The sequence below is a fragment of the Halorhodospira halophila SL1 genome (assembly GCF_000015585.1).
Taxonomy (GTDB): Bacteria; Pseudomonadota; Gammaproteobacteria; order Nitrococcales; family Halorhodospiraceae; genus Halorhodospira; species Halorhodospira halophila.
Map to the genome: position 1 here is coordinate 407604 of NC_008789.1, position 26227 is coordinate 433830.

16 protein-coding genes are annotated in these 26227 nt (G+C 69.3%); 10 read left to right on the forward strand and 6 right to left on the reverse strand.

What is annotated here, in order from left to right; genetic code table 11:
• Positions 1 to 78: 78 nt before the first annotated feature.
• Genes HHAL_RS01805 through HHAL_RS01825 form a run of 5 tightly spaced genes read left to right on the forward strand, consistent with a single transcriptional unit; the run spans position 79 to position 6676 of the window.
• On the forward strand, positions 79 to 1257 hold the full coding sequence (locus tag HHAL_RS01805) for a 4Fe-4S binding protein (protein ID WP_011813169.1): 1179 nt from the start codon (positions 79 to 81) through the stop codon (positions 1255 to 1257).
• Positions 1254 to 3755, forward strand: a complete 2502-nt coding sequence (locus HHAL_RS01810) for a molybdopterin-dependent oxidoreductase (protein WP_011813170.1) — start codon at positions 1254 to 1256, stop codon at positions 3753 to 3755. Before HHAL_RS01805 ends, HHAL_RS01810 begins: the two co-directional genes overlap by 4 nt.
• A 23-nt stretch (positions 3756 to 3778) precedes the next feature.
• Complete coding sequence (locus HHAL_RS01815) at positions 3779 to 4540, forward strand: 4Fe-4S dicluster domain-containing protein (protein ID WP_011813171.1); 762 nt, start codon at positions 3779 to 3781, stop codon at positions 4538 to 4540.
• A 31-nt stretch (positions 4541 to 4571) separates the two neighbouring features.
• Positions 4572 to 5753 (forward strand): NrfD/PsrC family molybdoenzyme membrane anchor subunit, encoded by a 1182-nt coding sequence (gene nrfD / locus HHAL_RS01820; protein WP_011813172.1) that lies wholly within the window; start codon positions 4572 to 4574, stop codon positions 5751 to 5753.
• Between the two features lie 56 nt (positions 5754 to 5809).
• A complete protein-coding gene (locus tag HHAL_RS01825; protein ID WP_011813173.1) occupies positions 5810 to 6676 on the forward strand; it encodes a TorD/DmsD family molecular chaperone in 867 nt (288 codons plus the stop codon).
• A gap of 134 nt (positions 6677 to 6810) precedes the next feature.
• Here HHAL_RS01825 and HHAL_RS01830 read toward each other — a convergent pair whose 3' ends face one another.
• Positions 6811 to 7116: a sll1863 family stress response protein gene (locus HHAL_RS01830; protein ID WP_011813174.1), complete on the reverse strand. Its 306-nt coding sequence runs from the start codon at positions 7114 to 7116 to the stop codon at positions 6811 to 6813.
• 323 nt (positions 7117 to 7439) lie between these two features.
• Between HHAL_RS01830 and HHAL_RS01835 the strand changes: the two genes are divergently transcribed.
• The 3 genes from HHAL_RS01835 to HHAL_RS01845 all read left to right on the forward strand — a co-directional run bounded on the left by HHAL_RS01835 (position 7440) and on the right by HHAL_RS01845 (position 11662).
• Positions 7440 to 8417: a TAXI family TRAP transporter solute-binding subunit gene (locus tag HHAL_RS01835; protein ID WP_011813175.1), complete on the forward strand. Its 978-nt coding sequence runs from the start codon at positions 7440 to 7442 to the stop codon at positions 8415 to 8417.
• Between the two features lie 131 nt (positions 8418 to 8548).
• Positions 8549 to 10720, forward strand: a complete 2172-nt coding sequence (locus tag HHAL_RS01840; RefSeq protein WP_011813176.1) for a TRAP transporter permease — start codon at positions 8549 to 8551, stop codon at positions 10718 to 10720.
• A 6-nt stretch (positions 10721 to 10726) separates the two neighbouring features.
• Positions 10727 to 11662, forward strand: coding sequence for an AEC family transporter (locus tag HHAL_RS01845; protein WP_011813177.1), 936 nt, complete (start codon positions 10727 to 10729; stop codon positions 11660 to 11662).
• A 4-nt stretch (positions 11663 to 11666) separates the two neighbouring features.
• Here the strand turns inward: HHAL_RS01845 and HHAL_RS12430 are convergent, their stop codons facing one another.
• The 4 genes from HHAL_RS12430 to HHAL_RS01865 form a co-directional block, all read right to left on the reverse strand.
• Complete coding sequence (locus tag HHAL_RS12430) at positions 11667 to 14282, reverse strand: hybrid sensor histidine kinase/response regulator (protein ID WP_011813178.1); 2616 nt, start codon at positions 14280 to 14282, stop codon at positions 11667 to 11669.
• 104 nt (positions 14283 to 14386) lie between these two features.
• Positions 14387 to 15943 carry a class I SAM-dependent methyltransferase gene (locus tag HHAL_RS01855; protein ID WP_011813179.1) on the reverse strand — a complete coding sequence of 519 codons (1557 nt, stop codon included), beginning with the start codon at positions 15941 to 15943 and terminating at the stop codon, positions 14387 to 14389.
• A gap of 186 nt (positions 15944 to 16129) precedes the next feature.
• Complete coding sequence (locus HHAL_RS01860; protein WP_011813180.1) at positions 16130 to 18163, reverse strand: putative bifunctional diguanylate cyclase/phosphodiesterase; 2034 nt, start codon at positions 18161 to 18163, stop codon at positions 16130 to 16132.
• A gap of 97 nt (positions 18164 to 18260) precedes the next feature.
• Positions 18261 to 19613 (reverse strand): MFS transporter, encoded by a 1353-nt coding sequence (locus HHAL_RS01865; protein ID WP_011813181.1) that lies wholly within the window; start codon positions 19611 to 19613, stop codon positions 18261 to 18263.
• A 207-nt stretch (positions 19614 to 19820) separates the two neighbouring features.
• Here HHAL_RS01865 and HHAL_RS01870 point away from each other — a divergent pair, with 207 nt between their 5' ends.
• Positions 19821 to 20747 (forward strand): diguanylate cyclase, encoded by a 927-nt coding sequence (locus HHAL_RS01870; RefSeq protein WP_011813182.1) that lies wholly within the window; start codon positions 19821 to 19823, stop codon positions 20745 to 20747.
• Positions 20748 to 20840: 93 nt separating this feature from the next.
• Positions 20841 to 24641 carry a PAS domain S-box protein gene (locus HHAL_RS01875; RefSeq protein ID WP_011813183.1) on the forward strand — a complete coding sequence of 1267 codons (3801 nt, stop codon included), beginning with the start codon at positions 20841 to 20843 and terminating at the stop codon, positions 24639 to 24641.
• Here the strand turns inward: HHAL_RS01875 and HHAL_RS01880 are convergent.
• Positions 24589 to 26169, reverse strand: a complete 1581-nt coding sequence (locus HHAL_RS01880) for an ATP-binding response regulator (protein ID WP_011813184.1) — start codon at positions 26167 to 26169, stop codon at positions 24589 to 24591. The genes HHAL_RS01875 and HHAL_RS01880 overlap by 53 nt on opposite strands.
• Positions 26170 to 26227: the final 58 nt, after the last annotated feature.

A 26227-nucleotide genomic window follows, 5' to 3' on the forward strand; every position in this document is an offset into this window, starting at 1 on the left:
GATATCAAAGCTACGCGCCCCCAGCCGACCATGACCCACAATAAAACCCGGGGGCCGCGGTGAACGCAGGAGGAGAGGATGCCCGAGCGGCCCCACGGCGGTGCGGGCGGTTTCCGGGTGCTGCGCCCGGAAATCGGCAGGCTGGCGTTCCGCCCGGAGGCCTGCCTGCCCCGGCGCACCCCGCTGTCCGCGTGTCAGGCCTGCGCCCGGGCGTGTCCGGTGGAGGCCCTGCACCTGGCGAACGGCCCGGCGCAGCTTACGGACCACTGCCTGAGCTGCGGGCAGTGTGTCGCGGCCTGCCCCACGGGCGCCCTGCAGGTACCGGGCTTCGGCGTGGCGGTGGCCGACGACGCGCCGGCGCGGCTCGATTGCTACCGGGTCGATCGGACGGACGCCGCGGACGTCCGGGTGCCTTGCCTGGGCGGGCTCGGCGCCGCCGATCTGCTCGAGCTCCATACCGCCGGCGGCGGCCGGGGGCCCGTGCTGCTGGATCGGGGCTGGTGCGCCGACTGCCCGCTGGGCGGCCCCGAACACCCGGCCCAGCGGGCCATCGAGCAGGCGGCTGATCTGCTGGCCGGGGGCCGGCCCGCCGAAGCCCTTCAGCCCCGCATCGAGACCGCCCCGCTCCCTTCCGCCCGCGCGCAGGCCCCGCTGCCCGGGGTTGCCGACGAGGCGCCGGTGAGCCGCCGCGACCTGCTGCGCCGTCTGGCCGGCCAGGCCGGCGCCACCGCCCGGGTCCTGGACGACGACGCCACCCCCGCGCACACCGCCCCGCTGCGCCACAAGATCACGCCCCGACCGCGTACCCGGATGCTCAACGCCCTGGCGGCGCTCGGCGTCACGCCACCCCCGGCGCTCACCCCCCGGGTGACCATCCACGGTGGCTGCCAGGATCACGGCGTCTGCGCCGCACTCTGCCCCACCGGGGCCCTCCACCGGGGCGAGGAGGCCGACGGCAGCGGGCTGGATTTCGACCCGGCCGCGTGCATCGCCTGCCAACTCTGCCAGCAGGCCTGCCCCGAACAGGCCCTCACCGTCACCGCGACGGGCGGCGCCCCGGCGCCGCATCCGCTGACCCGGCATGCGCAGCGCCCCTGCGCCGACTGCCAACGCACCTTCCCGGCCGCGGCAGACGAGGCGCTCTGCCCGGCGTGCCGCAAGTCCCGGGAGTTCGCCCGGGACGCCGCCCAGCGATTCCGCCCGCCTCGCCCGGGGCGCGGCAGCGACGCAACCGATCCACAGGAGGAGAGCGCATGAGCGTACTGGATCACCTAGTCTCGCGCCGGCGATTCCTGCAGGCCACCGGCGTCGGCGGCGGGGCTGTCGCCGCCGGGGGCGTCGGCCACCTGCTCAGCTTCAGCGCCGGCGGCAGCCACGCCCGGGCCGACGGCCCCGTTGGCGGCGGCGAGACGCAGATCACCAAGAACGTCTGCCACCAGTGCCCCGCCCGCTGCGGGATCGATGTCTACACCACCGACGGCCGCGTCCACGCCATCTACGGCGACCCCGGCAACCCCATCGCCAACGGCCGCCTCTGCCCCAAGGGCCACCTGGGCAGCTACATCCTTTACGATCCGGACCGCTTCAAGGGGCCGATGAAGCGCACCAACCCGAACAAAGGCCGGGACGAGGATCCGCAGTTCGAGGCCATCTCCTGGGACGAGGCCCTGGGGATCGTCGCCGAGCGGCTCAATCGGCTGCGCGAACAGGAAGAGTCGCACCGCTTCGCGCTGATGTACGGGCGCGGCTGGGGGGCGTCCTGCGCCGGCCTGCTGGGGCCGTTCGCCAAGCTCTACGGCACCCCCAACGTCATCGGTCACTCGTCGATGTGCTCCGACGGCTCGATGGTCGCCAAGGGCCTGACCGACGGCAACGAGTCGTACAACGCCTACGACTACCGCAACACCAACTACATCCTCAACTTCGGTGCCGGCTTCCTGGAGGCGTTCCGCCCCTACAACTACCTCATGCAGGTGTGGGGGCACATGCGCACCAAGAGCCCGAAGACCCGGGTCACCGCGGTGGATGTGCACATGAACCCCACTCTGGCCGCCGCCGACCGGGCGGTGACCATCAAGCCGGCCACCGACGGCGCCATGGCCCTGGCCATCGCCCACGAGATGCTGGTCAACGGCTACTGGGACCGCGACTTCGTCGGCGACTTCACCGACGGCGCCAACCGCTTCGAGGCCGGCACCGAAATCGACCCCGACGACTTCGAGGAGGTCTGGACCCAGGGGCTCATCCGCTGGTGGAACGACGAGCTCAAGGACCGCACGCCGGAGTGGGCGGAGTCGATCACCACGGTACCGGCCGAGACCATCCGCCGGGTGGCCTACGAGTTCGGCACCACCCGTCCGGCCATGGCCATCATGGAGCGCGGCCCCACCTCGCACTCCAACGGCACCTACAACGGCATGGCCATCCACGCGCTGAACGCCCTGGCCGGGACGCTGTTCACCGAGGGCGGTCTGTTCTATCAGATGGACGTGCCCTACGGCGACGGCCCCGCCGACCCGGACGATTACCTGGACGACTACGCCGGGCGTATGCAGGAACGCTTCGATGAGGGCGAGATCCCGCGCATCGATAAACTCGGCACCGATCGCTGGCCGCTGGCGCGGAACATGATGCAGGAGGTCGGGCCCAACCACGCCGCCGGCGAGCCGTACAAGCTCGACACCATCCTGTTCTACCTCAACAACCCGATCTGGACGGCGCCCGATGCCACCGCCTGGGAAGAGGCCCTGAAGGATGTCTTCATCATCGATACCTCCCCCTTCCCCGGCGAGACGGCCCGGTACGCCGACCTGATCCTTCCCGACCACACCTACCTGGAGCGGCTGCAGGACGCCCCCACCTACCCCTTCGAGGGGTACCCGATGACCGCTCTGCGCACCCCGGCGGTGGAGCCGCTCTACGACACCAAGGTCTTCGGCGACATCCTCATCGAGATCGGCAAGCGCCTCGACGGACCTGCCGGCGAGTACTGGCAGGCGGTGGGCGATACCGAGAACCTGCTCCGCCACCTGGCCGAAGGGTTCCGGGACCACCCCGGGGACAACGGCGTCGAGGATTTCGAGAGCTGGAAGGCGAAGGGCGTCTGGTACAAGAAGCCCTACCACTGGAAGCAGGAGCGCGGCGTCTTCTATGAGTGGGTGGAGGACGACGGCGACTACACCCACGAGATGTCCGCCGAGGAAGTGGCCGACAAGCTGATGCCAACCCCCTCCGGGCGGTTCGAGTTCTTCTCCGAGAAGCTCCAGGAGCACGCGGACTTCGTGGCCTCGGAGTTCGGCATCGACCACGAGCGTGCCGGCCTGATCCAGTGGGTCGATCCCGACCACCCCGGCGGCGGGGACCTCTACTTCTCGACCCCGAAGACGGCGCTCCACGCCGAGGGGCGCGGCGCCAATATCCCCCACGCCATCGCCCACGTGCAGCCGGTGATGGGTGGACGGACCACGGTCTATCTCGAGATCCACCCGCGCACCGCCCGCGAGCGGGGCATCCGCAGCGGCGACCGGGTCCGCATCGTCAGCGACGTGGGCGAGATCGAGGCCTACGCCCGGCTGTTCGAGGGCACCCGACCGGACACGGTCTGCCTGCCCATGGAGCACGGCCACTGGGCCCAGGGGCGCTGGGCCGAGGGACGCAAGCCCGGCCACTCCGGCGAGGTGACCGTCAACCAGTCCGACCGCATCTCGGGCCTGGCCAGCTACTACACCACCAAGGTCCGCGTCGAGCGCGCCTAGGGCCGCGCTGAGGAGGAGTCATCATGCCGAAATGGGGAATGGTCATCGACCTCGACAAGTGCACCGGCTGCCAGGCCTGCACCACGGCCTGCGCCATGGAGAACAACACCCTGCCCGGCGAGTCCTGGCAGGACGTACTGTTCTACAACGAAGGACGCTATCCGCACACCTCGATCAAGTGGTTCCCGCGGCCCTGCATGCAGTGCGAGAACCCCACCTGCGTCTACGTCTGCCCCACCCGGGCAACCTACAAGACCGAAGACGGGGTGGTGCTGGTGGACTGGGACCGGTGCATCGGCTGCAAGTACTGCATGATCGCCTGCCCCTACGGGGTGCGCTTCTACGCCGACGAGAAGCCGCTCATCGAGCCGGATCTGCGCGAGGTCCACCCCGGCGAGGACGGGCAGATCTGGAGCCCGCCCTACCAGGGGCCGAACCAGGACCACCGCACCGGCGTGGGCATTCAGCCCAAGGGCGTGGTTTCCAAGTGCACCTTCTGCTACCACCGCATCTCGCAGGCCCCGGAGGGCGTCGCCGACCTGGACGAGGACAACCCGGAGCTGGTCGAGTACGTGCCGGCCTGCGTCCGCACCTGTCCGCCCAAGGCGCGCTACTTCGGCGACCTCGACAACCCCGAGAGCCAGGTCAACCGACTGATCGCCGACAAGCGCGGCACGCGCATCAAGGAAGAGACCGGCAACCGACCGCAGGTCTACTACCTGGGCGAACACGGCACCGTGCCGACGTTCGATCCGCAATTCGAACACGACGACCGGTCCTCGTGACCGCGCACGGCTGCGCTGAGGAGGCAGGATCATGAGCATCACCGCTGAGCAGGCCGGGGGCACCCCGGCCCGGACTTCGAACCTCGTCCCCTACGCCACCCTGGCCGTCGGCATCGTCGGCCTGATCATCGCCTGCGCCCTGGCTCTGCCGGTCCTGACCGAGGGTGGACAGGCCATGGCCATGGGCAGCGACATGATCTGGGGGCTGCCGGTGGCCGGCTACGCCTTCCTGGCGCTGACCTCCATGGGGGTCAGCCTGGCCGCGGCCACCGCGCTGCTCTCCGGGCGCACCGAGTGGCATCGGATGACGCCGCGGCTCTTCGCCCTGGCCCTGGGCCTCTCGGTGGGGGCGATCTTCGTCCTCAACCTGGAGCTCGGCAACGCCCTGCGCTCGCTCTGGGCCATCCCCACCGGGGTGCAGCTGCGCTCGCCCCTGGTGTGGATGGGCCTGGCCTGGACCGCCTACATGGTGCTGGTGATCGCCATCCTGGTACGGCTGCACACCGCCGGCAGCCAGGATCCGGTGACCCGGCGCCTGGCGGTCGGCATCGTGGTCGCCGGCCTGGCCGCAATCGGCACCCAGGGGCTGGCCTACGGGATGTTCGCCTTCCGCCCGGTCTGGTACGGCATGGGCACGCCGCTCTACTTCTTCGTCGGTGCGGTGGCCAGCGGCCTGGCAGTCACCCTGATCGCCGCCCAGAGCGTGCGGCGCTTCCGCGGCTCCGAGGCCGACGGCGCCGAGTGGCGCTCCATCCAGGCCTACCTGCCGGCCGCCTTCGCCCTGGCACTGGCCGCCTACGCGGCGGTTCTGCTGGCGCGGATCATCGGCGGGCTGTGGGCACCGACGGCGGGGGTGCAGGTCGTCTACCAGGAGTTCTTGCGCAGCCCGCTGTTCTGGATCGAGATCGTCCTCGGCCTGGTGGCCCCGCTGGTGCTCATGGCCCGCGCGGCCTGGCGCAGCCAGCCGTGGGCGCAGGTCACCGCCGGGGCGCTGGCCCTGATCGGCCTGTTCATCGCCCGCTATGAGCTGACCATCGGCGGCCAGATGGTGCCGCTGCTCAAGGGCACCTGGATCCCCGGCTTCATCGAGTACAGTCCCAATGCGGTCGAGTGGGGCATCGTGCTGGTGGGGGTGTTCACGGCGCTGATCTTCTACGGCCTGGGGGACCGGCTGCTGCGATCCGCCGGGCCCGACCGGGGCCGCGGGGCGTAACCCCCGATGGTGGCCCCGCCTGCGGCGGGGCCACCCCGAACCTGCGGGAGTACTGCATGGCCACGACGGATTCCACCACGGAACGCGCGGAACTCTACCTCTGCCTGTCGCGGGCCTTCGTGACCCCGCACGCCGAGGGGTTCCTGCCGGCCCTCGCCGAGGATCTGCCGGCGGATCTGGAGGCGCTGCTCGGCGCAGACGACCCCGGCGGCGAACGGATCGCCACCCTGCGCCGGGCGGCCCGGGCGCTCCCCGACACCGCCACGCTCAGACGCGGCTACACGGCCCTGTTCCTGAACCCGCCCTACCGGGCCCCCCTCAACGCAGGCCTGCAGCTCGAGGGGGCGATCAATGGCGCTGTGGTCCAGGCCATCCGCGCCTGCTACCAGCGCCACGGCCTGGATCGAGCCGAATCCTTCCGGGATCTGCCGGACCACCTGGCCGCTCAGCTGGAGTTCGTCGCCTACCTGTGGGCCCAGCCCACCGAGGCGGAGACAACACGCCAGCTGCGCAACTTCCTGGAGCGCTACGTCACCCCATGGCTGCCGCGGCTGATCGGCCAGCTCAAGGCCGAACTCCCCCACCAGCCGGCCGCGGCGCTCTACCTGGCCCTGGCCGAGATCACCCGCCACGTCGCCGATGCCGACCACGCCCGCCTCCCGGCACCGCAGACGGCGGGCGCCCATCGGGCCCCCACGGCGGCGGATACGGCGCGCATCAGCGCCGCGGAGCAGGTGGCCACGGAGCAGCAGACGGCGGAGGTGGCGGTCGCCTGCCCGCGCTGTCAGGCCGCGGTGACGCTGCGCGGCAGCCAGGCAGCGGTCTATCGGCGGTTGCAGGGGGCCGGCGTCACCGCCGAGCATCTGTGCATTTGCCGCGACTGCCAGGCCCAAGGCCTGTCGCCGGCGCCCCGCAAGTACTGATCGGGATCGAGTACTGCTCAGAAAGAGGACCACCCGCCCGGCGCCGCCGGCCAGCGTCAGACGCTACGGCCGGCGCGACGGACCGGGCGTTGCAGGTGGACGGACGGACCCGAGCGGGCCCGCCCGGGTGAGGCTTACTGCCGGAAGCGATTGACAGCCTCACGGAAGGCCCGCGTCATGGCCTCCCACGCCGACTCCGAGCCCTCGCGCATGTCACGGAAGGCCTCCTCACTGGCGTCCTGCATCTGGCGCAGCCGCTGTTTGCCCTCCTCGTACTTCTCCTCCAGCTCCTTGAGCTGCTCCTGATAGCGCTCGCGCATCTCCTCGCCGGCCTCCTCGGCCTGCGCACGGACGCGGTCGATCTGTTCCTGCCACTCGGCCAGGCGCGCCTTCATATCCTCCACGTGCTCGTCCTTGCGGTCCTGATCGTTGTCGCTCATCGCCGGTCTCCTCTTTATTGGTTCTTTTGGGCTAGTTCCCCCATTCAAGGTAGTCGGGAATCAGCTGTTCACAAAACCTGTGGAAAACCCTGCGGAGAAATGCCGCAACCCGCGTTTCGACGCGCCTCTCCGGCCATTGGCCACACCCTGACCAGGGCCACCAGCGGGGGCGGCACACCCCCGCGGCACGCGGATGGGGAATTGACAACCGCGCGCCCCCTTGCGATAAAGCGCACTGCACCCGGGTCGTGGGTGCGGATTATCAATAGTAGCGCCACGCCCGCCAAAGGGCTTCCCCGGGCTCTGGAGGAGGAGCACGAAAAATGAGAATCAAGACCTGGAACATTGCCATCTGCGCCACCTCGGCGCTGGCGCTCTCGGCGCCGGCCCTGGCCGACCGCGACGACTGGCCGCGCAGCTTCACCGTGGGCACCGCCAGCCAGGGCGGCACCTACTACATCTACGGCAGCGGCTGGGCCGATATGGTCGCCGGTATGCTCGACGTCCGCGCCGGCGGCGAGGTCACTGGCGGGCCGGTGCAGAACGCCACCCTGGTGGAGACCGGCGACCACGAGTTCGGCCTGGTGACCATGGGGCCGGCCCGCGCCGCCTGGGACGGCGAGAGCGAACTCGCCCCCGGCATGGAGCACAAGAACATCCGCGCGGTCTTCCCGATGTACCAGACCACCTTCCACATCATCACCCGCGAGGGCGATGACCTCACCTCCATGGAGGATCTGGAAGGCAAGCGCGTCGGGGTGGGGCCGTCCGGCGGCACCGCCGACATGTACTTCCCGCAGTTCTTCGATGAGCTGGGCATCGATGTGCGCGTGCGCAACGGCGGCGCCTCGGACCTCGCCGGGCAGCTGCAGGACGGGCTGATCGACGCCTTCGCCTTCGCCGCGGGCACCCCGATCTCGGCGTTCTCGCAGCTCGAGGCGGAGATCGACACCAACATCTTCTCGGTCACCGAGGCGCAGCAGGAGCAGCTGCTGGAGGCCTTCCCGGCCCTGGCACCGGCGGACATCGAGGCGGACCTGTACGGCTCCCTGGATGAGGATACGCCGGCGATCTCCATCTGGAACTTCGCCATCACCCACCAGGACATGCCCGAGTCGCTGGTCTACGAGGTGACCAAGGCGGTCATGGAGAACCACGACCGGATGATGGACATCCACCGGGCCGCCCGCGAGACCCTGCCGGAGAACCACGAGTTCAACGACTGGATGCCCTGGCACCCGGGCGCCGTGCGCTGGTTCGAGGAGAACGGCTACGAGATCTCCGAAGACCTGCGCGGCTGATCCCAAGCAGGACAGCCCATTGATCCCCCGCCCCCGCGCCGCACGCCTGCGACCGGGGGCGGGTTGTGTCAGGGGGCTTGCCCCGTAGCAGGCCCCGCACCGGTCTCACCGACGCCGAGGCATCCCCATCGATGAGCGATCGATCCACCACCGCGGATTCAACGATCGAAGCCCAGGGCGAAACGGAGATTCCCCTCGGCGCCAACGAGCGCGCCCTAACCGGCTGGCAGAAGCAGCTGTTCTTCTGGGCGTGTGCGCTCTACACGGCATTCCATATCTTCACCCTGAACGTCGCCCCGCTGGAGACCTGGACCTTCCGGATCCTGCACATCGCCGGCGGCCTGTTCATCGGCTTCGCGCTGACCTCCGCGCGGACCCTGGACCGCAACGCCCCGGCGGCACCGATGGGCGTCCTTCAGTGGCTGATTCTGCTCGCCTCCACGGCCCTGATGCTCTGGGCCCTGGGCGCCCTCGCCTACGTCGGCTACCTGCTGGAGGTGGACGGGATCTCCTCCACGCAGCTGCCGCCGTGGCTGGCCAAGCAGTTCGGCTACACCCTGTTCGCCAGCGTGGCCGTCGCCACCCTGGCCGGCTGGTTCCTGCGCAGCCCGGACAACCGCGTCCACTGGCCGGACTGGATCCTCGGCTTCGGCGCGCTGATGGTCGGCGCCTACATCGTCATGGCGCTGGGCCGCTGGCAGATGGCCGCCGGGACCCCCTTCGCCGGGGAGCAGGAGCTGTGGATCTCGGCGGCCGGCGTGCTGCTGATCCTGGAGCTGACCCGACGGATCGCCGGCCTGGCGCTGGTGATCATCACCGGCGTCTTCCTGGTTTACTCCTTCGTCGGGCCGTGGCTGCCCGGCTTCCTGGAGCACCGCGGCTACTCGTTCACGCGCTTCTTCACCTACCTCTACACCGATAGCGGGATCCTCGGGCCAACCACTGCGGTCTCCTCGACCTACATCATCCTGTTCATCACCTTCGCCGCCTTCCTGCAGGTCTCCCGGGTGGGGGACTACTTCGTCAACTTCGCCTTCGCGGTGGCCGGCTGGGCCCGCGGCGGTCCGGCCAAGGTGTCGATCTTCGCCTCCGGGCTGATGGGGATGATCAACGGCACCTCCGCCGGCAACGTGGTGGCCACCGGCAGCCTGACCATCCCGCTGATGCGCAAGGTGGGCTACCCGGCGAAGAGCGCCGGCGCCATCGAGGCGACGGCCTCCACCGGCGGACAGCTGGTGCCGCCGATCATGGGCGCCGGGGCGTTCATCATGGCGGAGATCACCGGCATCCCGTACGTGGAGATCGTCGCCGCCGCCATCCTGCCGGCCGCGCTCTACTTCCTGTCGGTCTACTTCATGGTCGACAACGAGGCGGCCAAGATGGGCATGCGCGGCCTGCCCCGGGCCCAGCTGCCCGCATTGGGGCGGATGCTGCGGCAGGTCTATCTGTTCATTCCCATCCTGGTGCTGATCTTCACCCTGTTCCAGGGCTACTCGGTGATCCGCGCCGGGACCGTGGCGATGATCTCGGCGGTGGTGGTCAGCTGGCTGACCCCGGAGGCGATGGGCATCCGCCGCATCCTCCGCGCCCTGGAGATGGGCGGGCGCATGGTCATCCCGCTGGTGGCGGTGTGCGCCTGTGCCGGGATCATCGTCGGTGTGATCAGCCTCACCGGGGTGGGCACGCGCTTCTCGTCGATGCTGCTGGGCGTGGCGGACGCCTCCATGCTGCTGGCGATGTTCTTCGCCATGTGCATCTCGATCATGCTCGGCATGGGCATGCCGACCACGGCCGCCTACGCGGTGGCGGCCTCCGTGGTGGCCCCCGGGCTGCAGCAGCTCGGTGTGGAGCCGCTGGTCGCCCACTTCTTCGTCTTCTACTACGCAGTCATCTCGGCAATCACCCCGCCGGTGGCGCTGGCCGCCTACGCCGCCGCCGGCATCGCCGGCACCGACCCGCTGCGCACTGCGGTGACGGCGTTCAAGATCGGGCTGGCTGCGTTTATCGTGCCGTTCATGTTTTTCTACAGTCCGGCGATACTCGGCGAGGGTACGTGGACGGAGATCGCCCGGGTCGGGGTGACGGCTTCGGTGGGCATCTTTCTGCTGGCTGCCGCGGTGCAGGGCTGGCTCTTCGGCCACGTACCGTGGCTGCTGCGCGGTGTGCTGCTCGCCGGCGCGATCTCGATGATCTACGGCGGAATCTACAGTGACCTGGCCGGCATCGCCCTGGGCGCCGTGCTGATGGCCTGGCAGTACCGCTTCGCCTCGCGCCAGCCGCTGGTGCCGAGCCAGGGCGGGTAGCCGGGCGTGGCGGGCGCCCTGGTCAGCGCCCTGGCGGCGGTCTTCGGGCTCATCGCCCTGGGCCACCTGCTACGCCGCCATGAGGTCGTTCCGCCCCTGTTCTGGGACGGGGCGGAACGGCTGACCTACTACTTCGCCCTGCCGGCGCTGCTGGTGGTGCGCTTGGCCGAGGCGCCCCTGCGCGAGATGCCGCTGCTGCCGGTGGTGGCCATCCTTGCCGGCGGCGTGGCCATCGCCGGCGCCCTGCTGTTCCTCGCCCGGCCGCTGCTCGAGCCGGACGGCCCGGGGTTCACCTCGGCCCTACAGGGTACCTTCCGGCCCAACACCTACGTGGGCCTAGCCACCGCGGCGGCGCTGTTCGGCGCTGAGGGCGTCACCCTGGCGGCGATCAGCCTGGCCGTACTCGTCCCGCTGGTGAACCTGCTGGCCGTCGCCGCGCTGATCCGCTATGGCCGCAGGACCGGGCAGCGGGCACCGGGCTTTTGGGGTAGCCTGGGGCGCAACCCGCTGGTTCTCGCTTGTCTGGTCGGGGTCACACTCAGCCTGCTGCCTCTGAATCTGCCCACACCGGCGGCCGCCTTCCTCGACGGCCTAGGTCAGGCCGCCCTTCCCCTGGGCCTGATGGCGGTGGGCGCCGGGCTGTACTGGGGACAGATCGGGCGCCACCCGCGGCTACTCATCGCCGCATCGGCCATCAAGCTCCTGCTGCTGCCCGCCGGCGTCGGCGCCGTGGCCCTGGCGGCGGGCCTGGATTCGACCACCGGGGCGGTGCTGGTGCTCTTCGCCGGGGTACCGGCCTCCGCCTCGTGCTACATCCTCGCCCGCCAGCTCGGCGGCGACGCGCCGCTCATGGCCTCGATCCTCACCGTGCAGACCATCGCTGCCGTGGCCACCCTGCCGCTGGTGGTGGGGGGCTTCCTGGCGGTCAGCGGTGGGGGATAGCTGGTCAGTCGCGGCCGGCGATCCCGGCCAGCAGGGCCGCCAGCCGTTGCCGGTCCACCGGCTTGGTCAGGTACTCGTCGCAGCCGGCTTCCAGGCACTCCTCGCGGACCTGATCGACGGCGTGGGCGCTCAGGGCGATGATCAGGGTGCGGGCTCGGCCGCGCTCGGCCTCGCGGGCGCGAATGGTGCGCACCGCATCCGGACCGTCAACCTCGGGCATTTGTACGTCCATGAGCACCAGGTCCCAGTCCTGCTCCTGCCAGGCGTCCACCGCCTGGCGGCCGTCCTCCACCAGGGTCGGGGTCACCCCGGCGAGCTCCAGCTGCGCCTGGATGAGCAGGGCGTTGGTGGGGTCATCCTCGGCCACCAGGACGCGCAGATGGGTCGTGCGGTGGGGCTCGGGCGTCGCCTCGAACGCCGCCTGCGGCGGCTCCACGCGGGGCAGACGCGCCGTGAAATAGAAGGTGGACCCCTTGCCCAGCTCGCTGGTCATCTCCAACCGCCCGCCCATCAGCCGCACCAACTCCTGGCAGATCCGCAGCCCCAGGCCGTTGCCGGGCTGGCGCCGGAACGACGGGTTCCCCTGGGCAAACGCCTTGAAGATGTGCTCCCGATCCTCCGGGGCGATCCCCACCCCGGTGTCGTGGACCGCCACGTAGAGCCAACCGCTGCCCTCGGGCGCCACCTCCAGCACCACCTCGCCGTGCTCGGTGAACTGGATGGCGTTGCTGATCAGGTTATGCACGACCTGGCCGAAGCGGGTGGCGTCGCCCCGCACCCATTGCGGCGTGCCCGGCGCCTCCCGGACGGTGAGGCGCAGTCCGGCCTCCTCGGCGACGGCCCGCAGCACCGCCACCTGGCGCTCCACGACCTCCGCCAGCTCGAAGGGCTCGTCGTGCAGGGTCAGCCGCCCCGACTCCATGCGCGAGAGATCGAGCAGGGTGTCGATCAGTGCCAGCAGCTTCTCGCTGGCGCTACGGCACAACCCGAGGTATTCGCGCTGCTGCGGGGTCAGCTCCGTGGCCTGGAGCAAATCAGTGAAGCCGTAGATGGCATTGAGGGGCGTGCGCAGATCGTGGCTGACCGCCGCGAGGAAGGTTCGTCGATCGCGGTCGGCCTGGGCGCGCGCCCGCTCGGCCGCGACCTGCTCGGTGATGTCGATGCCCACGGCCTGGAAGTGGCTGATCAGTCCGTCCTCATCGAAGAAGGCCTGGCAGGTCCACTGCACCCGGCGCTGCTCCCCTGTGGCGGCGAGCACCGCGAGCTGCACGGTGCCCACCGGCGCCGCCCGGGTGAAGCGGCACAGGAAGGCCTCCAGCTGCTCGCGCGCCTCCGGCCCGAGCCACTCGATCCAGCGCCGGCCGTCCATCTGCGGCGGCGGGATCCCGAACAGCTCGGCCACCATGCGGTTGGCGTAGAGCAGCGTGGTATCCGGCAGGAAGCGCTGGATCAGGTGCGGGTGGTGGTCGAGGATCTCCAGCATCTGATCGCGCTCGCGCTCGATGCGCCTGCGCCGGCTGATGTCCTGGAAGGAGAGCACAATGCCGGTGATCCCGCCCTCCACATCGCGCAGCGGGGCGGCGTAAACCAGCACATCGAAGCCCCGGCCGTCGGTCCGCCAGAAGTAGTCCTGCCACGCCTCCAAGGGCTCGCCGCTGCGCAGCACCCGGAAAATCGGACATTCCTCCAGCGGATACGGGGTGCCGTCCGGACGGCTATGGTGCGTCAGCGCGTGGGCCTCCCGGCCGAGGGCGGCCTCCTCGGAGGCAAACCCGAGCAACTGCCGGGCGGCGGGGTTGAGGAAGGTGAAACGCCCGGCGTCATCGAGCCCGCACACCCCTTCGTTGATGGCCTCGAGCAGGCGATCCCGCTCACCCTGCAGGCGGACGTGGGCCGAGATATCCTCGACCATGCCGTCGAATACCGTCCGCCCGTGCTCATCCTCCACCCGCCGCACTGAAAGCCGCAGCCAGAGCGGCCGACCGCGCAGCGTCCGGGCCTGGAGCTCCGCCCAGCTCACGGAGCCTTCGCGCTCGATCAGGGCACTGATCTCGGCCCGGCGTTCCGGGTCCCGGTAGAGCGCCGCGACCGGCGTCGCCAGCAGCTGCGCCTCGCTCTCGGCCTCGAAGAGCTCGACCATCGCCGGGTTGACCTCAAGGAAACGCCCCGAAGGCCCGGGGGTGTTGCGGTAGATGCCCACCGGCAGGGAGCGGAATAGATCGTGGAAGACCTCCAGGCGGCGCTGATAGCGGCGTGTATCGGTGATGTCGTGGATGATGGAGTGAAGGTACTGCCGTCCGGCGAGCTCCAGCGGCCCGCTGTAGACCTCGACGTCCCGGACTTCGCCGCCGCACAAGCGGTGCTGGAAGCGGAAGTAGCGCCGCTGCTCGGCCCGGGCGCGGGCCATTTCGGCGCGCACTTGCGGCTCGTCCAAGGTATTGATCTGCTGGATCCGCATGCCGCAGAGCTCCTCCCGAGGGTACCCGTAGAAGCGCACGGCACTGGGGTTGGCGTCGAGGATGGCGCCGGTCTCGGGATCGATGAGCAGCTGAACCGCGACATGCTCGGTGAACATGCGGGTGTACAGCCGCTGCGCCTCGGACTGCTCGGATCGGTTCATAACGGTCCCTGCCGGCGCTGCCACCGACCTGTTTCAACTCCGCAGCACCATACCACCGGCGTGCACCCGATTGGGGCGGTGCGGCGGGATGCCGGCTGCTGGCCTCAGCCGCTGCGCCGATCGTCGCCGGCGTCGAGCAACCCCAGGCCCTGCCAGACCGGCAGTCGCTCGCGCAGGATGGCCCCAGCGCGCTGTTGCAGCTCGCGCAGGTTCTCCCGCTCGGACTCGAGGACCTCGCCGTCCCGCAGCATGCGCCGCCCCACGGGCCGGAAACGCGCCCAGACGGCCTCGGCCAGCCGCCGGGCGCGGGGCGGGACCCCGTCAAGCAGCGCACTCAGGGCGACGATCTCGGTATCCGATGCGGCGACGCCACTGCCGATCGCCGGGGCGGGCAGATGGCCGTGGGGTTCATCGTCGAGGATGCGGGCGGCCAGCAGCTTGGCCAGCCGCCGGGCGGGCCCCGCATCGGCGACTGGCTGGGCCGGATGGGCCTGGCCGGTGGCCACGAGGACGGTGCAGGCCTGGATCAGGGCCGCCAATTCGATCCCGGTGGCCTCGCGCAAGGCGCCCAGCGTGGTCGTACCGCGGGCGAGGCGGTCCATCAACGGTTCATAGATCCGGGCCTGCCCGGTCAGCTCGCCGAGGTTGGTGTGGAACACCGGCGTCATTTCGGAGCGGGTGAGCAGCGGCGCCAGGGACGTCTCGAGCAGCGCCGCGTCCTGCTGTGCCGTGGTCCCGCGGCGACTGCCCTTGATGAAGATGTCACGGCGGAACACCCGGTTGACCGCGTAGTCGCGCAACAATTCGCGGTAGTGGGGGTCGGCGACCTCCTCCAAGGCCGCGCGGGCCGCCTCGGGGAGGCTCAGGACGTCGTAGTTCTCCACCAGATCGGCTGAGCCGACGTAGTCGAGCTTGGCCGGGGCCAGATCGGCGACCACGTCGGTGAAGTACAACGGCTGCGCGGCGCTGTTGAGGTACTCGTGGGCCAGGTAGGTGGCCTCCCGGGCGATATCACCGAGGCCGTCAAGCTTGGCCGGGGCCGCCGGGTGGCGGTCGAAGTAGGCCAGCCCCGCCTCACGCAGCCGCTGCAGAAAGGCCAGCCCGGACTGGACCTGCTCGTCGCTGCGGCCGGGGTGGCGGGCGGCGTGCTCGCGCAGCAGGCGCTGGAAGGGCAGCACGCCGGCCCACCCCGGCATGGCGTTGTAGCTGACGTAGACCAGCCCTCCGGGCTTCAGCCAGCGCTCGATGAAGCGCACAATGGCCTGCCGATTGGCCGGGCTGACCCAAGCGTAGATGCCGTGCAAGGTGATGTAGTCGAAGGGTTCCAGCGCCGCAGCGGGCCAGTCGGCGGCCTCGGCAAAGCTCGCCTCGTGGAAGGTGACATTGCCCAACCCGGCTGCTGCGGCCTGGTCCCGGGCATTGGCGATCTGCCCGGGGAGGAAGTCGATGCCGACGAACTCGGCGTGGGGATTGGCGGCGGCGAGCAGGTTGGTCCCCAGCCCCTGGCCGCAGCCGAGCTCGGCGTAGCGAAACGGCCGGGCCGGATCCGGCGCCGGCTCGCCCCGCAGGCGGGCCACGAAACTCAGGTACCCCGGGGCGATCTCCCGATAGAAGCCGCTGATGTAGTTGATGTCCGAGACGTAGCCACCGCTCCAGTCCATTCCCCCTCCCCGTTCGGCGCGGTACGGTACCAGTTTCCGGGCATCTTGCATCCCCGGGCGCCGGACACAAAGATCGGCTCGGGCCGAGCATACGAAGGACTGGCCGGTGAGGCGATCGGCAACGAGGCGCGCATCCTGATGGTGGCCGATGTCTACATGGCCCTGGTCGGCCCACGCCTGGCTTCGCTAGGCCGGCGCCGGCCGGGCAAAGAGAAACCCCTGACCCTGGCGACAGCCGACATCGAGCAGGACCTGGCGCTGCGCCTCCGTCTCGACCCCTTCGGCCAGCACCGCGATACCCAGCCTCTGGCCCAGGGTCACGATGGCCTCGACCACCGCCACCTTCCGGGGGTCCTCGGTCAGGTCGGCGATGAACGCCCGGTCGATCTTGATCCGGTCCACCGGGAGCTCGGTCAGGTAGTTGAGCGACGAGTACCCGGTGCCGAAATCGTCCACCGCCACGCGCACGCCGTGCCGACGCAGATAAGCCAACTCGGTGGCCACTTCGGTGCGCCTCTCGACCAGCAGACGCTCGGTGATCTCGAGCTCCAGATCTTCAGGGGCCAAGCCGAAGCGGTTCAGGAACGCCAGCAGCTGCTCCCCCCAGCCCGGCGTCTCCATCTGCGGCGCGGCGATATTGACGGCCAGCCACTCCGGGGCCACGCCCTCGTCCCGCCACTGCCGGAACTGCCGGCCGGCCTGTTCCAGCACTTGCTCACCCACGTGGTGGATCATCCCGGCCCGCTCGGCGGCCGGGATGAACCGTCCTGGTGAGATCCAGCCGTCCTTCGGGTGGTGCCAACGCACCAACGCCTCATAACCCAGCCACTCCCCACTGCGCAGATCGACCTGGGGCTGGTAGTGCACCGCCAGCCCGCCGCTATCCAGGGCCCGGCGGAGTTCTGTGGTCAGATAGACCTGCTCGCGAGCCTGCTCCGTCAGTTCACGACTGAAAAACTGGCAGCGCGAGGCGGTCCGCTTCGATTGCTGCCGCGCGGCATCCGCCTGCTCCACCAACACCCCCGCCGACTCGCCGCTGTGGCGGGTCACACTGATTCCCGCTCGCAAGCTGAGGTGGATCGACCGATCCGACAACGCCAGAGGATTGCCGACTTTGTCGACGATGCGCTCGGCATACCCCATGGCCTCCTGCGCGTCCGCCAGCCAAGGCAGCAATACCCCAAACTGATCTCCGCCCATGCGCCCGATGGTGGCCGCCTGGGGCAACAGTTCACGCAGCTTACGGCCCACCGCTGCGAGGATCTCATCTCCAAGATCCTGGCCAAGGCTTTCATTGATGGCGGAAAACTCCTTGATATCGCAGACGATCACCGCGAGCCAATCGGCGCTACCCTCCTGCAGAGCGTGGGCCTGTTCGATCCGGTCGTGGAAGAGCATCCGATTCGGCAATCCGGTGATCGGATCCCGGTAGAGCAGCCGCTCGATCTCGGATTCGTGGTGATAGCGCTGCGAGAGATCCCGCATCAATGTGGAGTAGCGCACCACGGCCCCGTGCTCATCGCGGTGCGCAATCAGGAACTGCTCCACCGGCACTTCCGCCTCCATCCCCCGGTGGTGCAGGCGGGTCTCGCCGCGCCAGATACCCGTTTGCTCGGCGTTCGGGACCGCTTCGTTCTGGAGGCGTTGAAAGCTCTCGGGATCATGCGCGCCGGCGAGCCGTTCCAGGAACGAGCCAGATCCGCCCTGCCCCTGCGCCTCGTAGAGGGCCCGGTTGTGGTAGAGCATGCCGCCTCGGGTGTCAGCGATGCCGATATAGTCGGGCAATGCGTCAAGGAGTTCGAGCAGAAAGCCGCGCTCCTCTTCTGCGGCCCGGACAGCGGTCCAATCCTCGATGGCCAGCAGCGCCTTCGGGCCCGCCTCATCGATGCCATCCCGCGCAACCCCATGACAGTGCAAAGTGCGGGGGCGCTGCCACGGATCACGAACATTCAGGGTCTCTTCGACCACAGGCTGCGGGGCGGCACGGTCAACCAGACGCTCCCACGGCCACCGGGGAACCGGCTCTTTCTCGTTCGCCTCGAACCGCCAGGGCAGTTGTTCCGGAGGGATCGGCTCGGCCGACCCGGATCGGCCGAGGAGATCCCGCGCGGCGGGGTTGACCGGTTGTAACCGCTGGTGGGCGTCCACCAGGAACAGGCCGATGCGGGATCGATCCAGAAAGTCTTCCCAAAGGACCCGGGGCAAACCCTTCGCCGCCATCTCCGTGGCTCCCTGTCCGCTCAGGCCCACAGATTTCCAAACCGTACAGGGAGTGTAAAGCCCGATCGGTCTACCGCCCCTCGATCCCGCGCTTCGCCTACCCGGCGGCTGGCTCTTCGGTGACCTCCGGCAGGCGGGCGGAGAGCCAGGCACCGGCCAGCCCCATGGCCGAGAGGATGAGAATCACGCCGGTGATCGGCAGGACCGCGGTCAGCGCCCCGATCAGGCCGGTGAGCAGCAGGACCACGCCGATGACGGTGTTGCTGACCGAGACGTAGTCGGTGCGCTTGTTGCCGCCGGCCAGATCGACCACGTAGGTCTTGCGGCCCATGCGCACCCCGGCGTGGGCAACGGCGAGGAGGAAGAAGAAGACCGGGTAGAGGGCGGCGTGCCCGGCCAGCCCGGGCGAAAGGTGGACCACGGACACCAGGGCGATGCCGACCAGCGCCGCTGCTAGCCCGGCCCGGATCATCACGCGACGGCTGGAGGCGTCGGCGAAACGCCCCCAGAAGGGGGCCGAGAGCAGATCGGCCAGGCCGTCGGCGATGACGAACAGCCCCAGCGCCAGCGCCGCCGCACCGGTCTGCTCGTAGGCCAGCATGACGATGAACGGGGCCGTCAGCGCCGAGCACAGCAGCAGGGCACGAGCCAGGACGAAGCGCCGGAACGGCGGATCCTCGACCAGGAGGTGGAGCCGCGCCACGGCCTGGCGGATGGCGTTGCCGCCGCCGTCGGTCTCGCCGGGCTCCTCGCGGATGGCGGCGTAGAACCCGGCACCCAGAACCCACAGGGCGGCAGCACCGGTGAGCAGCAGCGCGTAGAGACCCGCCCCGGCATCGGCGCCCATGCCCAGCCAAAGCGCCAGACCGACGCCGACGGTGACCAGTCCGGCGGCGGCCGCCGACCAGCCGTTGACCTGGCCGCGCCGGGTCTTGGGTACGGTCTTGCCGAGCACATCCTTCGAGGCCACCGAGCACAGCCCGCGGGCCAGGCTGAAGAGCACCAGCGCAGTGATGATCCCAATGCCGGCGGCCACCCCTTCCAGGGTCAGCGCCACCCCGGCCATGGCCAGCACCGCCACCGCCTGTAGGAGATTGCCGAGGACGTAGGTCCACTTGCGCACCGCCTGGCGGCGGATGAAGCTGGCGATGAACAGCTGCGGCAACAACGAGCCCGACTCGCGCACCGGGACCAGGAACGCCGTAAAGATCCCCGGGGCCGCCAGGGCACTGAGGACCCAGGCGAGGACGGTCTTGGGGCTGGCGATGGCATCACCGAGCTTGGTGAAGAACTGCGCGGCGATCTGCAGGAAGAAGTTGGCCGGCACCACGCGGCAGGCGTCGGCGCTGATGTCCTTGCAGACGCGGGCGTCCTCCTCGTTGACCAGGGTCCGGTAGGCCTTGTCCAGGGCGGACTCAGTGGGGGTGGCGACCTGCTGCTCCATGGTCATGGCTCGGCTCCGAAACGGTAGGGTTACGAACAGAAGCCGATTACCCTACCAGTGGGGCGTGGGCACGGCGAGCAGCCACCCCCGCCTGCACCGGGCGCAGCACTGGCCCCACGGAACAAAACCCTGCAGAATGTTAGTTTAACCTCTTGCCGGACCCCCTCGCGGTGTACCGAGGCAAGCCCGCGGACGGGCCGTTGGACTGGACCGATGATGCACGAAGACCCCCTGCCGCAGTGGCCGACGATCCTCATCGTCGACGACGAGCCCACCAACATCCAGGCCCTGGCCCACCTGCTCAAGGACGATTACCACATCCGGGTGGCCACGGGGGGCGCCAAGGCGCTGGAGATCGCCGCCGGGACACCGCAACCGGACCTGATCCTGCTCGATGTGGTCATGCCCGAGCCCGACGGCTACGAGATCTGCCGCCGGCTCAAGGCCGACCGGGCCACCCAGAACATCCCGGTGATCTTCGTAACAGGAAGGGACAGCGCCGCCGATGAGGAGCACGGGCTGGAACTCGGCGCCATGGACTACATCACCAAGCCCTTCAGCCCGCGGATCACACGAACCCGCGTGCGCAACCACGTCGACCTTAAGCGCAAGACCGACGCCCTGGAGCGGCTCTCGCAGCGCGACGGGCTGACCGACCTGCCCAATCGCCGGGTCCTGGACCGGCAACTGCCGGAGGAGTGGAGCCGGTGCCAGCGCGGTGACACGCCGTTATCGGTCATCATGATGGATATCGACCACTTCAAGCCGTACAACGACCACTACGGCCACGGCGCCGGGGATGAGTGCCTGCGCCGCGTCGCCCGTGTGCTTGCGAATGTGCCGAGCCGGACCACGGACCTGGTGGCCCGCTACGGCGGCGAGGAGTTCATCGCCCTGCTGCCCTATACCGATGCCCCCGATGCCTGGCAGATGGCCGAGCGGTTCCGCGCGGCGGTCGCCGCGCTGCAACTCCCCCACGGACACTCTTCGACCGACGGCATCATCACCATGAGCGTCGGCGTTGCGAGCCATACGGCCGATCGCCCCTACGACAGCCCCGAGCAGCTCCTGGAGGCCGCCGATCAGGCGCTCTACGCCGCTAAGAAGGCGGGCCGCAACCGGGTCCAGGCGGCGCAATGACCCCAGGCCTCGGGCCCCGAAGCGGCCGCGCGACGCCGCGACCGACGTGGTAACCTTGAGCTCCACGGGGTTGTGAGACAGGGAGGGTAGACCGTGTCCGAGAGCGCGCCCCACTCTGATCGCCGGGCCGACGAATGGCGCATCCTGTTCGACCACCTCCCGGACGCCACCCTGCTCATCGCGCCGGACACCGGTCGAGTGCTGGAAGGCAACCCGGCCGCCGCCGCGCACCTCGGCTATACTCCGGAGGCTCTGCGCGGGCTGACCATCGCCGATTTCGAGGCCGCCGAAACCCCGGCAGAGATCGCCGCACATATCGAGAAGATCCAGCGCGCCGGGCGCGACGACTTCGAGAGCCAGCACCGGCGCCGCGATGGCACCCTGGTCGATGTCCAGATCACGGTGTCACAGGTCGAATTCGCGGGACACCCCCGCCTGCTCGCCGTCTTCCGGGATATCACCGAGCGCAAGGAAACCATCCGAGCCCTGCGGACCAGCGAGCAACGTTTCCTGGATGTGGTCGACGCGGCCGGGGAGTACATCTGGGAGATCGATCGCGACGGCACCTACCAGCTGGTGACCGCGCAGATCGAGCCCCTGCTGGGCCGCTCCACGGCGGAGATCATCGGTCGCTCCCCGGTCGATTTCATGCCGAGCGCCGAGGCCGAACGGATCCAGACGATGCTCTCGGAACGAGCCCAGACCGGTGCGGCCTGGCAGGGGCTGGAGCATGAATCCGTGCGCCCCGACGGCACCCGAGTCTGGCAGCGCGTCAGCGGGCTACCGATCTTCAATGAGGCCGGCGAACTCATCGGTTTCCGGGGCACCGGTCGGGATATCACCGCCGAGCGGCAGGCCCAGCAGAACGAAAAGCGCCTCAATGAGCGGCTTCGCCTGGCCACCACCGCGGCCCGCATCGGCGTCTGGGAACTCGACCGGGCGACGGACCGACTCGAGTGGGATGCCGGATCGGCGCGGATCTTCGGGACGGACCCGGCTGCGTTCAACCACCGTCTTGCCAACCTCCAGGCGACCCTGTGGGACGAGAACCGGACAATCGCCGAGGGGCTGATCGAGCGCAGTCTCCACAGCGCGGAACCGTGCGAGGCCGAGTTCCGAATCCGTCGCAAAAGCGACGGTGCGATTCGCCACATCCGGTCTGTCAGCCTCTCCATCCCCGATGAACACGGCCAGGTTCAGCGCCTGGTAGGGATCAACGAGGACATCACCGACCGGGTCCAGGCCCGCGAGCAACTGGCCGCGCAGGAGGCGCGATTCCGCGGCCTCTTCGAACTCGCCCCAGTGGGGCTGGCCATGACCGACTTCGAGACCGGCGCCTTCCTGGACTTCAACGACCAGGTCTCGGAGGCTGCCGGCTATACCCGGGAGGCCTTCGCACAGCTCACCTATTGGGACGTTACCCCGCGCGAATACGAGCCGAAGGAACGCGAACACCTGGAAGCGATGGCGCGCACCGGGTACTACGGGCCGTACGAGAAGGAGTTCATCCACCGAGACGGGCACCGGTTCCCGGTCCTGCTCAATGGGTTCCGGATGACAGACCCGCAGACCGGACGAGTGGTGGTCTGGTCGGTCATCCAGGACATCTCCGAGCGCAAAGCCGTGGAGCAGGCCCTGCACCAGGCCAAGGAGGCTGCCGAGGCCAACAACCGCGCCAAGAGCGACTTCCTGGCCAACATGAGCCACGAGATCCGTACCCCGATGAACGCGGTCATCGGCCTGGGCCAACTCCTGATCGAGACGGACCTCGATCCCGTTCAGCGCAATTACGCCGAGAAGATGCACAACGCATCGCGGATGCTGCTGGGGATCATCAACGACATCCTCGACTACTCCAAGATCGAGGCCGACAGGCTGACCCTCGACCCCCACCCGTTCGACCTCCACGAGCTGATGGATCAGATGGCTACCCTGTTCGGGGACCAGGCCGGCGAAAAGGGCCTGGAGCTGTTCCTGCGCGTCGAACCGACCATCCCCTCAAGCCTCGAGGGCGATGCCCTGCGCCTGAGCCAGGTGCTGAGTAATCTGCTCTCCAACGCCATCAAGTTCACCAAGCACGGCCAGGTTGGACTCAGCATCACGCAGCTCGGTCAGGATCCTGAAGGGGTGCGGTTGCACTTCCAGGTGGAGGATACCGGGATCGGTATCACCCCCGAGCAACAGCGCAATCTCTTCCAGGCGTTCTCCCAGGCGGACACCTCGACCACCCGCAACTACGGAGGCACGGGCCTCGGGCTGGTCATCAGTCAGCGGCTGGTGGCGCACATGGGCGGCGAGCTTCGGCTAGAATCCACCCCCGGCGAAGGCACACGCTTTGCGTTCGAGCTCCACCTGCCCATCGCCGGGACGGGCCCGTGGACACTGGATGCGCCGAGCCTGCCCGGTGGCCACGTCCTGGTGGTCGACGACCACGATGTCGCGCGCCAGATCCTCCGCGAGTATCTTGAGGCCTGGGGGTACACCGTCACCGAGGCGGACAGCGGCCCGGCGGGGATCGAGGCGGCGCTGGCCGCCGAGCGCAGCCGCCAGCCCTTCGACCTGATGCTGATCGACGGCCACCTGCCCGGCGAAGCGGATGGCTGGGGCACGGCCCGGCGCCTGCGCACCCTGCATGAGCGCGGCGACCTACCCACCACCAGGGGGCCGATGATCCTGGTCAGCGCCTATCAGCTGGACGACCGGTCCGTAGGCGATCCCTTCGACGGTTGCTTGCCCAAACCGGTGACAGCCTCGACGCTCTTCGATGTCGTCCAGAACACCTTCGTCGGCGCACCTGCCGCGACACCGGTCACCACGAGCGGGGCCATTCCGAATCTCTCGGATCGATCCCTGCTGCTGGTGGAGGACAACGCCATCAACCAGGAGGTGGCCCAGCGCCTGCTAGAGCAGACCGGGGCGCGGATCACCCTGGCCAGCAATGGCGCCGAGGCCGTGGCGTGGACGCGGGAGGCCACCTTCGATCTGATCCTGATGGATCTGCAGATGCCGGTGATGGACGGCTACGAGGCCACCCGGGAGATCCGCCGCGAGCACCCGAACCTGCCCATCCTGGCCCTGACGGCTGCGGTGCTGGATAACGACCGCGCCGGGGCCCGGGACGCGGGCCTGGACGACCACATCGGCAAGCCCATCGACAGCCGGCTGCTGTACCAACGGCTGGTCCACTGGCTCGGCGCCGAGGGCACGGCATCGCCCTCCGTGAACGGCCCGACCCCGCCCGGCGCGGATGGCGAGGACGCCGCGCTGCCCGAGCAGCTTTCGGGGATCGACCAGACAACCGGCCTGCGCCACCTGGAGGGGGATCGCGCCTTCTATCGGCGCCTGCTCCAGCGCTTTGCCAGCCAACTCGAGGGTGAGCTCGGCCAGCTGCCCGCCGCCCTGGATCGGGGGGACCCGGAGACCGCCCGCCGGGTGGCGCACACCCTGAAGGGCACGGCCGCCACCGTAGGGGCCACCCGGCTCGCCGAGGCTGCGGCCGGCGTTGACCGCTGCCTCAAGGCCGGAGAGAGCGTTTCCGATGAGCTGCACCGGGAGCTGCGTGCGGCCCTGGACGAAGTCTCCGCGGGCCTTGAGGTGCTGGCCGATGCGGCCACCACCTCGGCGCCGCAACCGCCGTTGGATGCGACGGCGGCCCGTGAGGCGCTAAACCGCCTGTACACGGCCCTGCGAGCGAACGAACTCGTCGACGAGGCCCTGGTCGATGCCGCGCTCCACCACCTCCGTGCGCTCAGCGACGAGGCGACCGTGCGCCGAGTCCGGCAGCAGATCGACCAGTTCGACTACGACGCCGCCACCGAGGTGCTGGCTCCCCACGCCGCCCTCACACCGGACAGCGCAGCGTCTGGGGAGTCTCCCCCCGCACGCGACCGATGAGCTGCTGCAGGGCGGCCAGCCCGACCCGCTGCTTGAGCACCTGATCGGCGCCGGCCTGCAGGCAGTCGCGCTGCACCTCGGCCAGGGGGTAGGCAGTCATGACCGCGATCGGCGTTCGCGGTGCATCGACCCCTCGCTCGGCCTCACGCACCCGCTGAACCACCGTGCGCCCATCCAGATCGCCCAGCTCCAGTTCAAGGAGCATCAGCGACGGCGCCTGGCGCTGCCACTCCGCGAGGGCATCGGCGCCGTTGTCCACCAGGCGCGGGGCACAATGAATGCGCAGCAGTAGCTCGTAGAGTAACCGCCCCTGATCCGGATCGTTGGCCACGACGAGCACATCCAGCCCCGCGGACCGGCGGTGCGCCGGCCTCGCTTCGGGGGGCACCGTATCGGTCTCGCAACACCCCGAGCCCTCGCCTTCAGCAACCTCTGGGTATTCGGCGGAGAAGGTGAAGGTCGCCCCGGCCCCGGGCTCGCTCTCCACCCGGATCTCACCCCCGAGCAGCCAGACCACCTGACGGCAAATGTAGAGCCCGAACCCGCTGCCCCCGCGTCCGTTCCCGGCGGAGCGCTCGCGGCGAAACGCCTCGAAGATGAGATCCTGATCTTCCGGCCGGATCCCGGGCCCGGTATCGGCCACCGCCACCTCAATGCGTGTCGCATCCAAGCGACGCACCCGCACGCACACCCACCCCTGATCGGTGTACTGGATGGCGTTGCGGGTGAGGTTGTGGACCACCTGCAACAGCCGGGTCTCGTCACCGCAGACCCGAGCCGGCAGATCGCGCCCCCACTCCAGGGACAGGATCAGTCCTTTGCGCTCGGCGAGCTCGCGCAGCAGGGCGATCTGCTCCGAGAGGCAACGGCGGAGATCGAAGGGTTCGGCCTGCACCTCGGCGCGGCTGCTGTCTGCCCACGCCTGATCGAGAATGGCGTCGATCTGCGCAAGCAGGGTGTCGCTGGCTATCCGGGCCAGAGCGAGGCAGTGGCGCTGCTCGGCATCCAGGGCCGCAGAATCCAGCCGCTCGTGGCACCGCCGCAACGCGCTCAGGGGGTTGCGCAACTCCCGGCCGATGGCGCTCAGGGCCCGACAGTGCTCCAGCTCGGACTGTACCCGGGCCCGGTCGGCCTGACAACGCTCGGTGATGTCCTCGTTGATGCCGAAGAGTCGACTCGGCTCGCCGCGCTCATCGTAGAGCTGCTGGCCCACCGAGCGAATGTCCCGGATCGTGCCATCGCCGCGACGGATGCGGAACGTGACCTCCCAGGGATGGCCCTGCTCCACCCCCGTCCAGATCCGCTGCAGGGCCCTGCAGCGGTCCTCGGGCAACAGACGCCGCTCCCACTCCGAATACCCCAGGGGACCATCCACCGGGGCGACCCCGTAGAGGTCGTACATGCGCGGATTCCAGTAGAATTCGCCATTGCGCATATCCAGCTCCCAGACACCGATCCCGGCGGCGTCCGTGGCGATGCGAAAGCGTTGCTCGTTCTCGTGGATCACTCGGTGATAGGGGGTGGACATGCTCAACAGCCGCAGCCTCGATGTTTCGTTCTCCAATTCTCTTTAGACTAACTGATCT

Coding starts and splice junctions, on each gene's coding strand:
- HHAL_RS01860 (WP_011813180.1), bottom strand. CDS start 18,163: ATGGCGGCGAAGGGTTTGCCCCGGGTCCTTTGGGAAGACTTTCTGGAT.
- HHAL_RS01870 (WP_011813182.1), top strand. CDS start 19,821: ATGATGCACGAAGACCCCCTGCCGCAGTGGCCGACGATCCTCATCGTC.
- HHAL_RS01865 (WP_011813181.1), bottom strand. CDS start 19,613: ATGACCATGGAGCAGCAGGTCGCCACCCCCACTGAGTCCGCCCTGGAC.
- HHAL_RS01810 (WP_011813170.1), top strand. CDS start 1,254: ATGAGCGTACTGGATCACCTAGTCTCGCGCCGGCGATTCCTGCAGGCC.
- HHAL_RS01805 (WP_011813169.1), top strand. CDS start 79: ATGCCCGAGCGGCCCCACGGCGGTGCGGGCGGTTTCCGGGTGCTGCGC.
- HHAL_RS01815 (WP_011813171.1), top strand. CDS start 3,779: ATGCCGAAATGGGGAATGGTCATCGACCTCGACAAGTGCACCGGCTGC.
- HHAL_RS01880 (WP_011813184.1), bottom strand. CDS start 26,169: ATGTCCACCCCCTATCACCGAGTGATCCACGAGAACGAGCAACGCTTT.
- HHAL_RS01830 (WP_011813174.1), bottom strand. CDS start 7,116: ATGAGCGACAACGATCAGGACCGCAAGGACGAGCACGTGGAGGATATG.
- HHAL_RS01855 (WP_011813179.1), bottom strand. CDS start 15,943: ATGGACTGGAGCGGTGGCTACGTCTCGGACATCAACTACATCAGCGGC.
- HHAL_RS01825 (WP_011813173.1), top strand. CDS start 5,810: ATGGCCACGACGGATTCCACCACGGAACGCGCGGAACTCTACCTCTGC.
- HHAL_RS12430 (WP_011813178.1), bottom strand. CDS start 14,282: ATGAACCGATCCGAGCAGTCCGAGGCGCAGCGGCTGTACACCCGCATG.
- nrfD (WP_011813172.1), top strand. CDS start 4,572: ATGAGCATCACCGCTGAGCAGGCCGGGGGCACCCCGGCCCGGACTTCG.
- HHAL_RS01835 (WP_011813175.1), top strand. CDS start 7,440: ATGAGAATCAAGACCTGGAACATTGCCATCTGCGCCACCTCGGCGCTG.
- HHAL_RS01840 (WP_011813176.1), top strand. CDS start 8,549: ATGAGCGATCGATCCACCACCGCGGATTCAACGATCGAAGCCCAGGGC.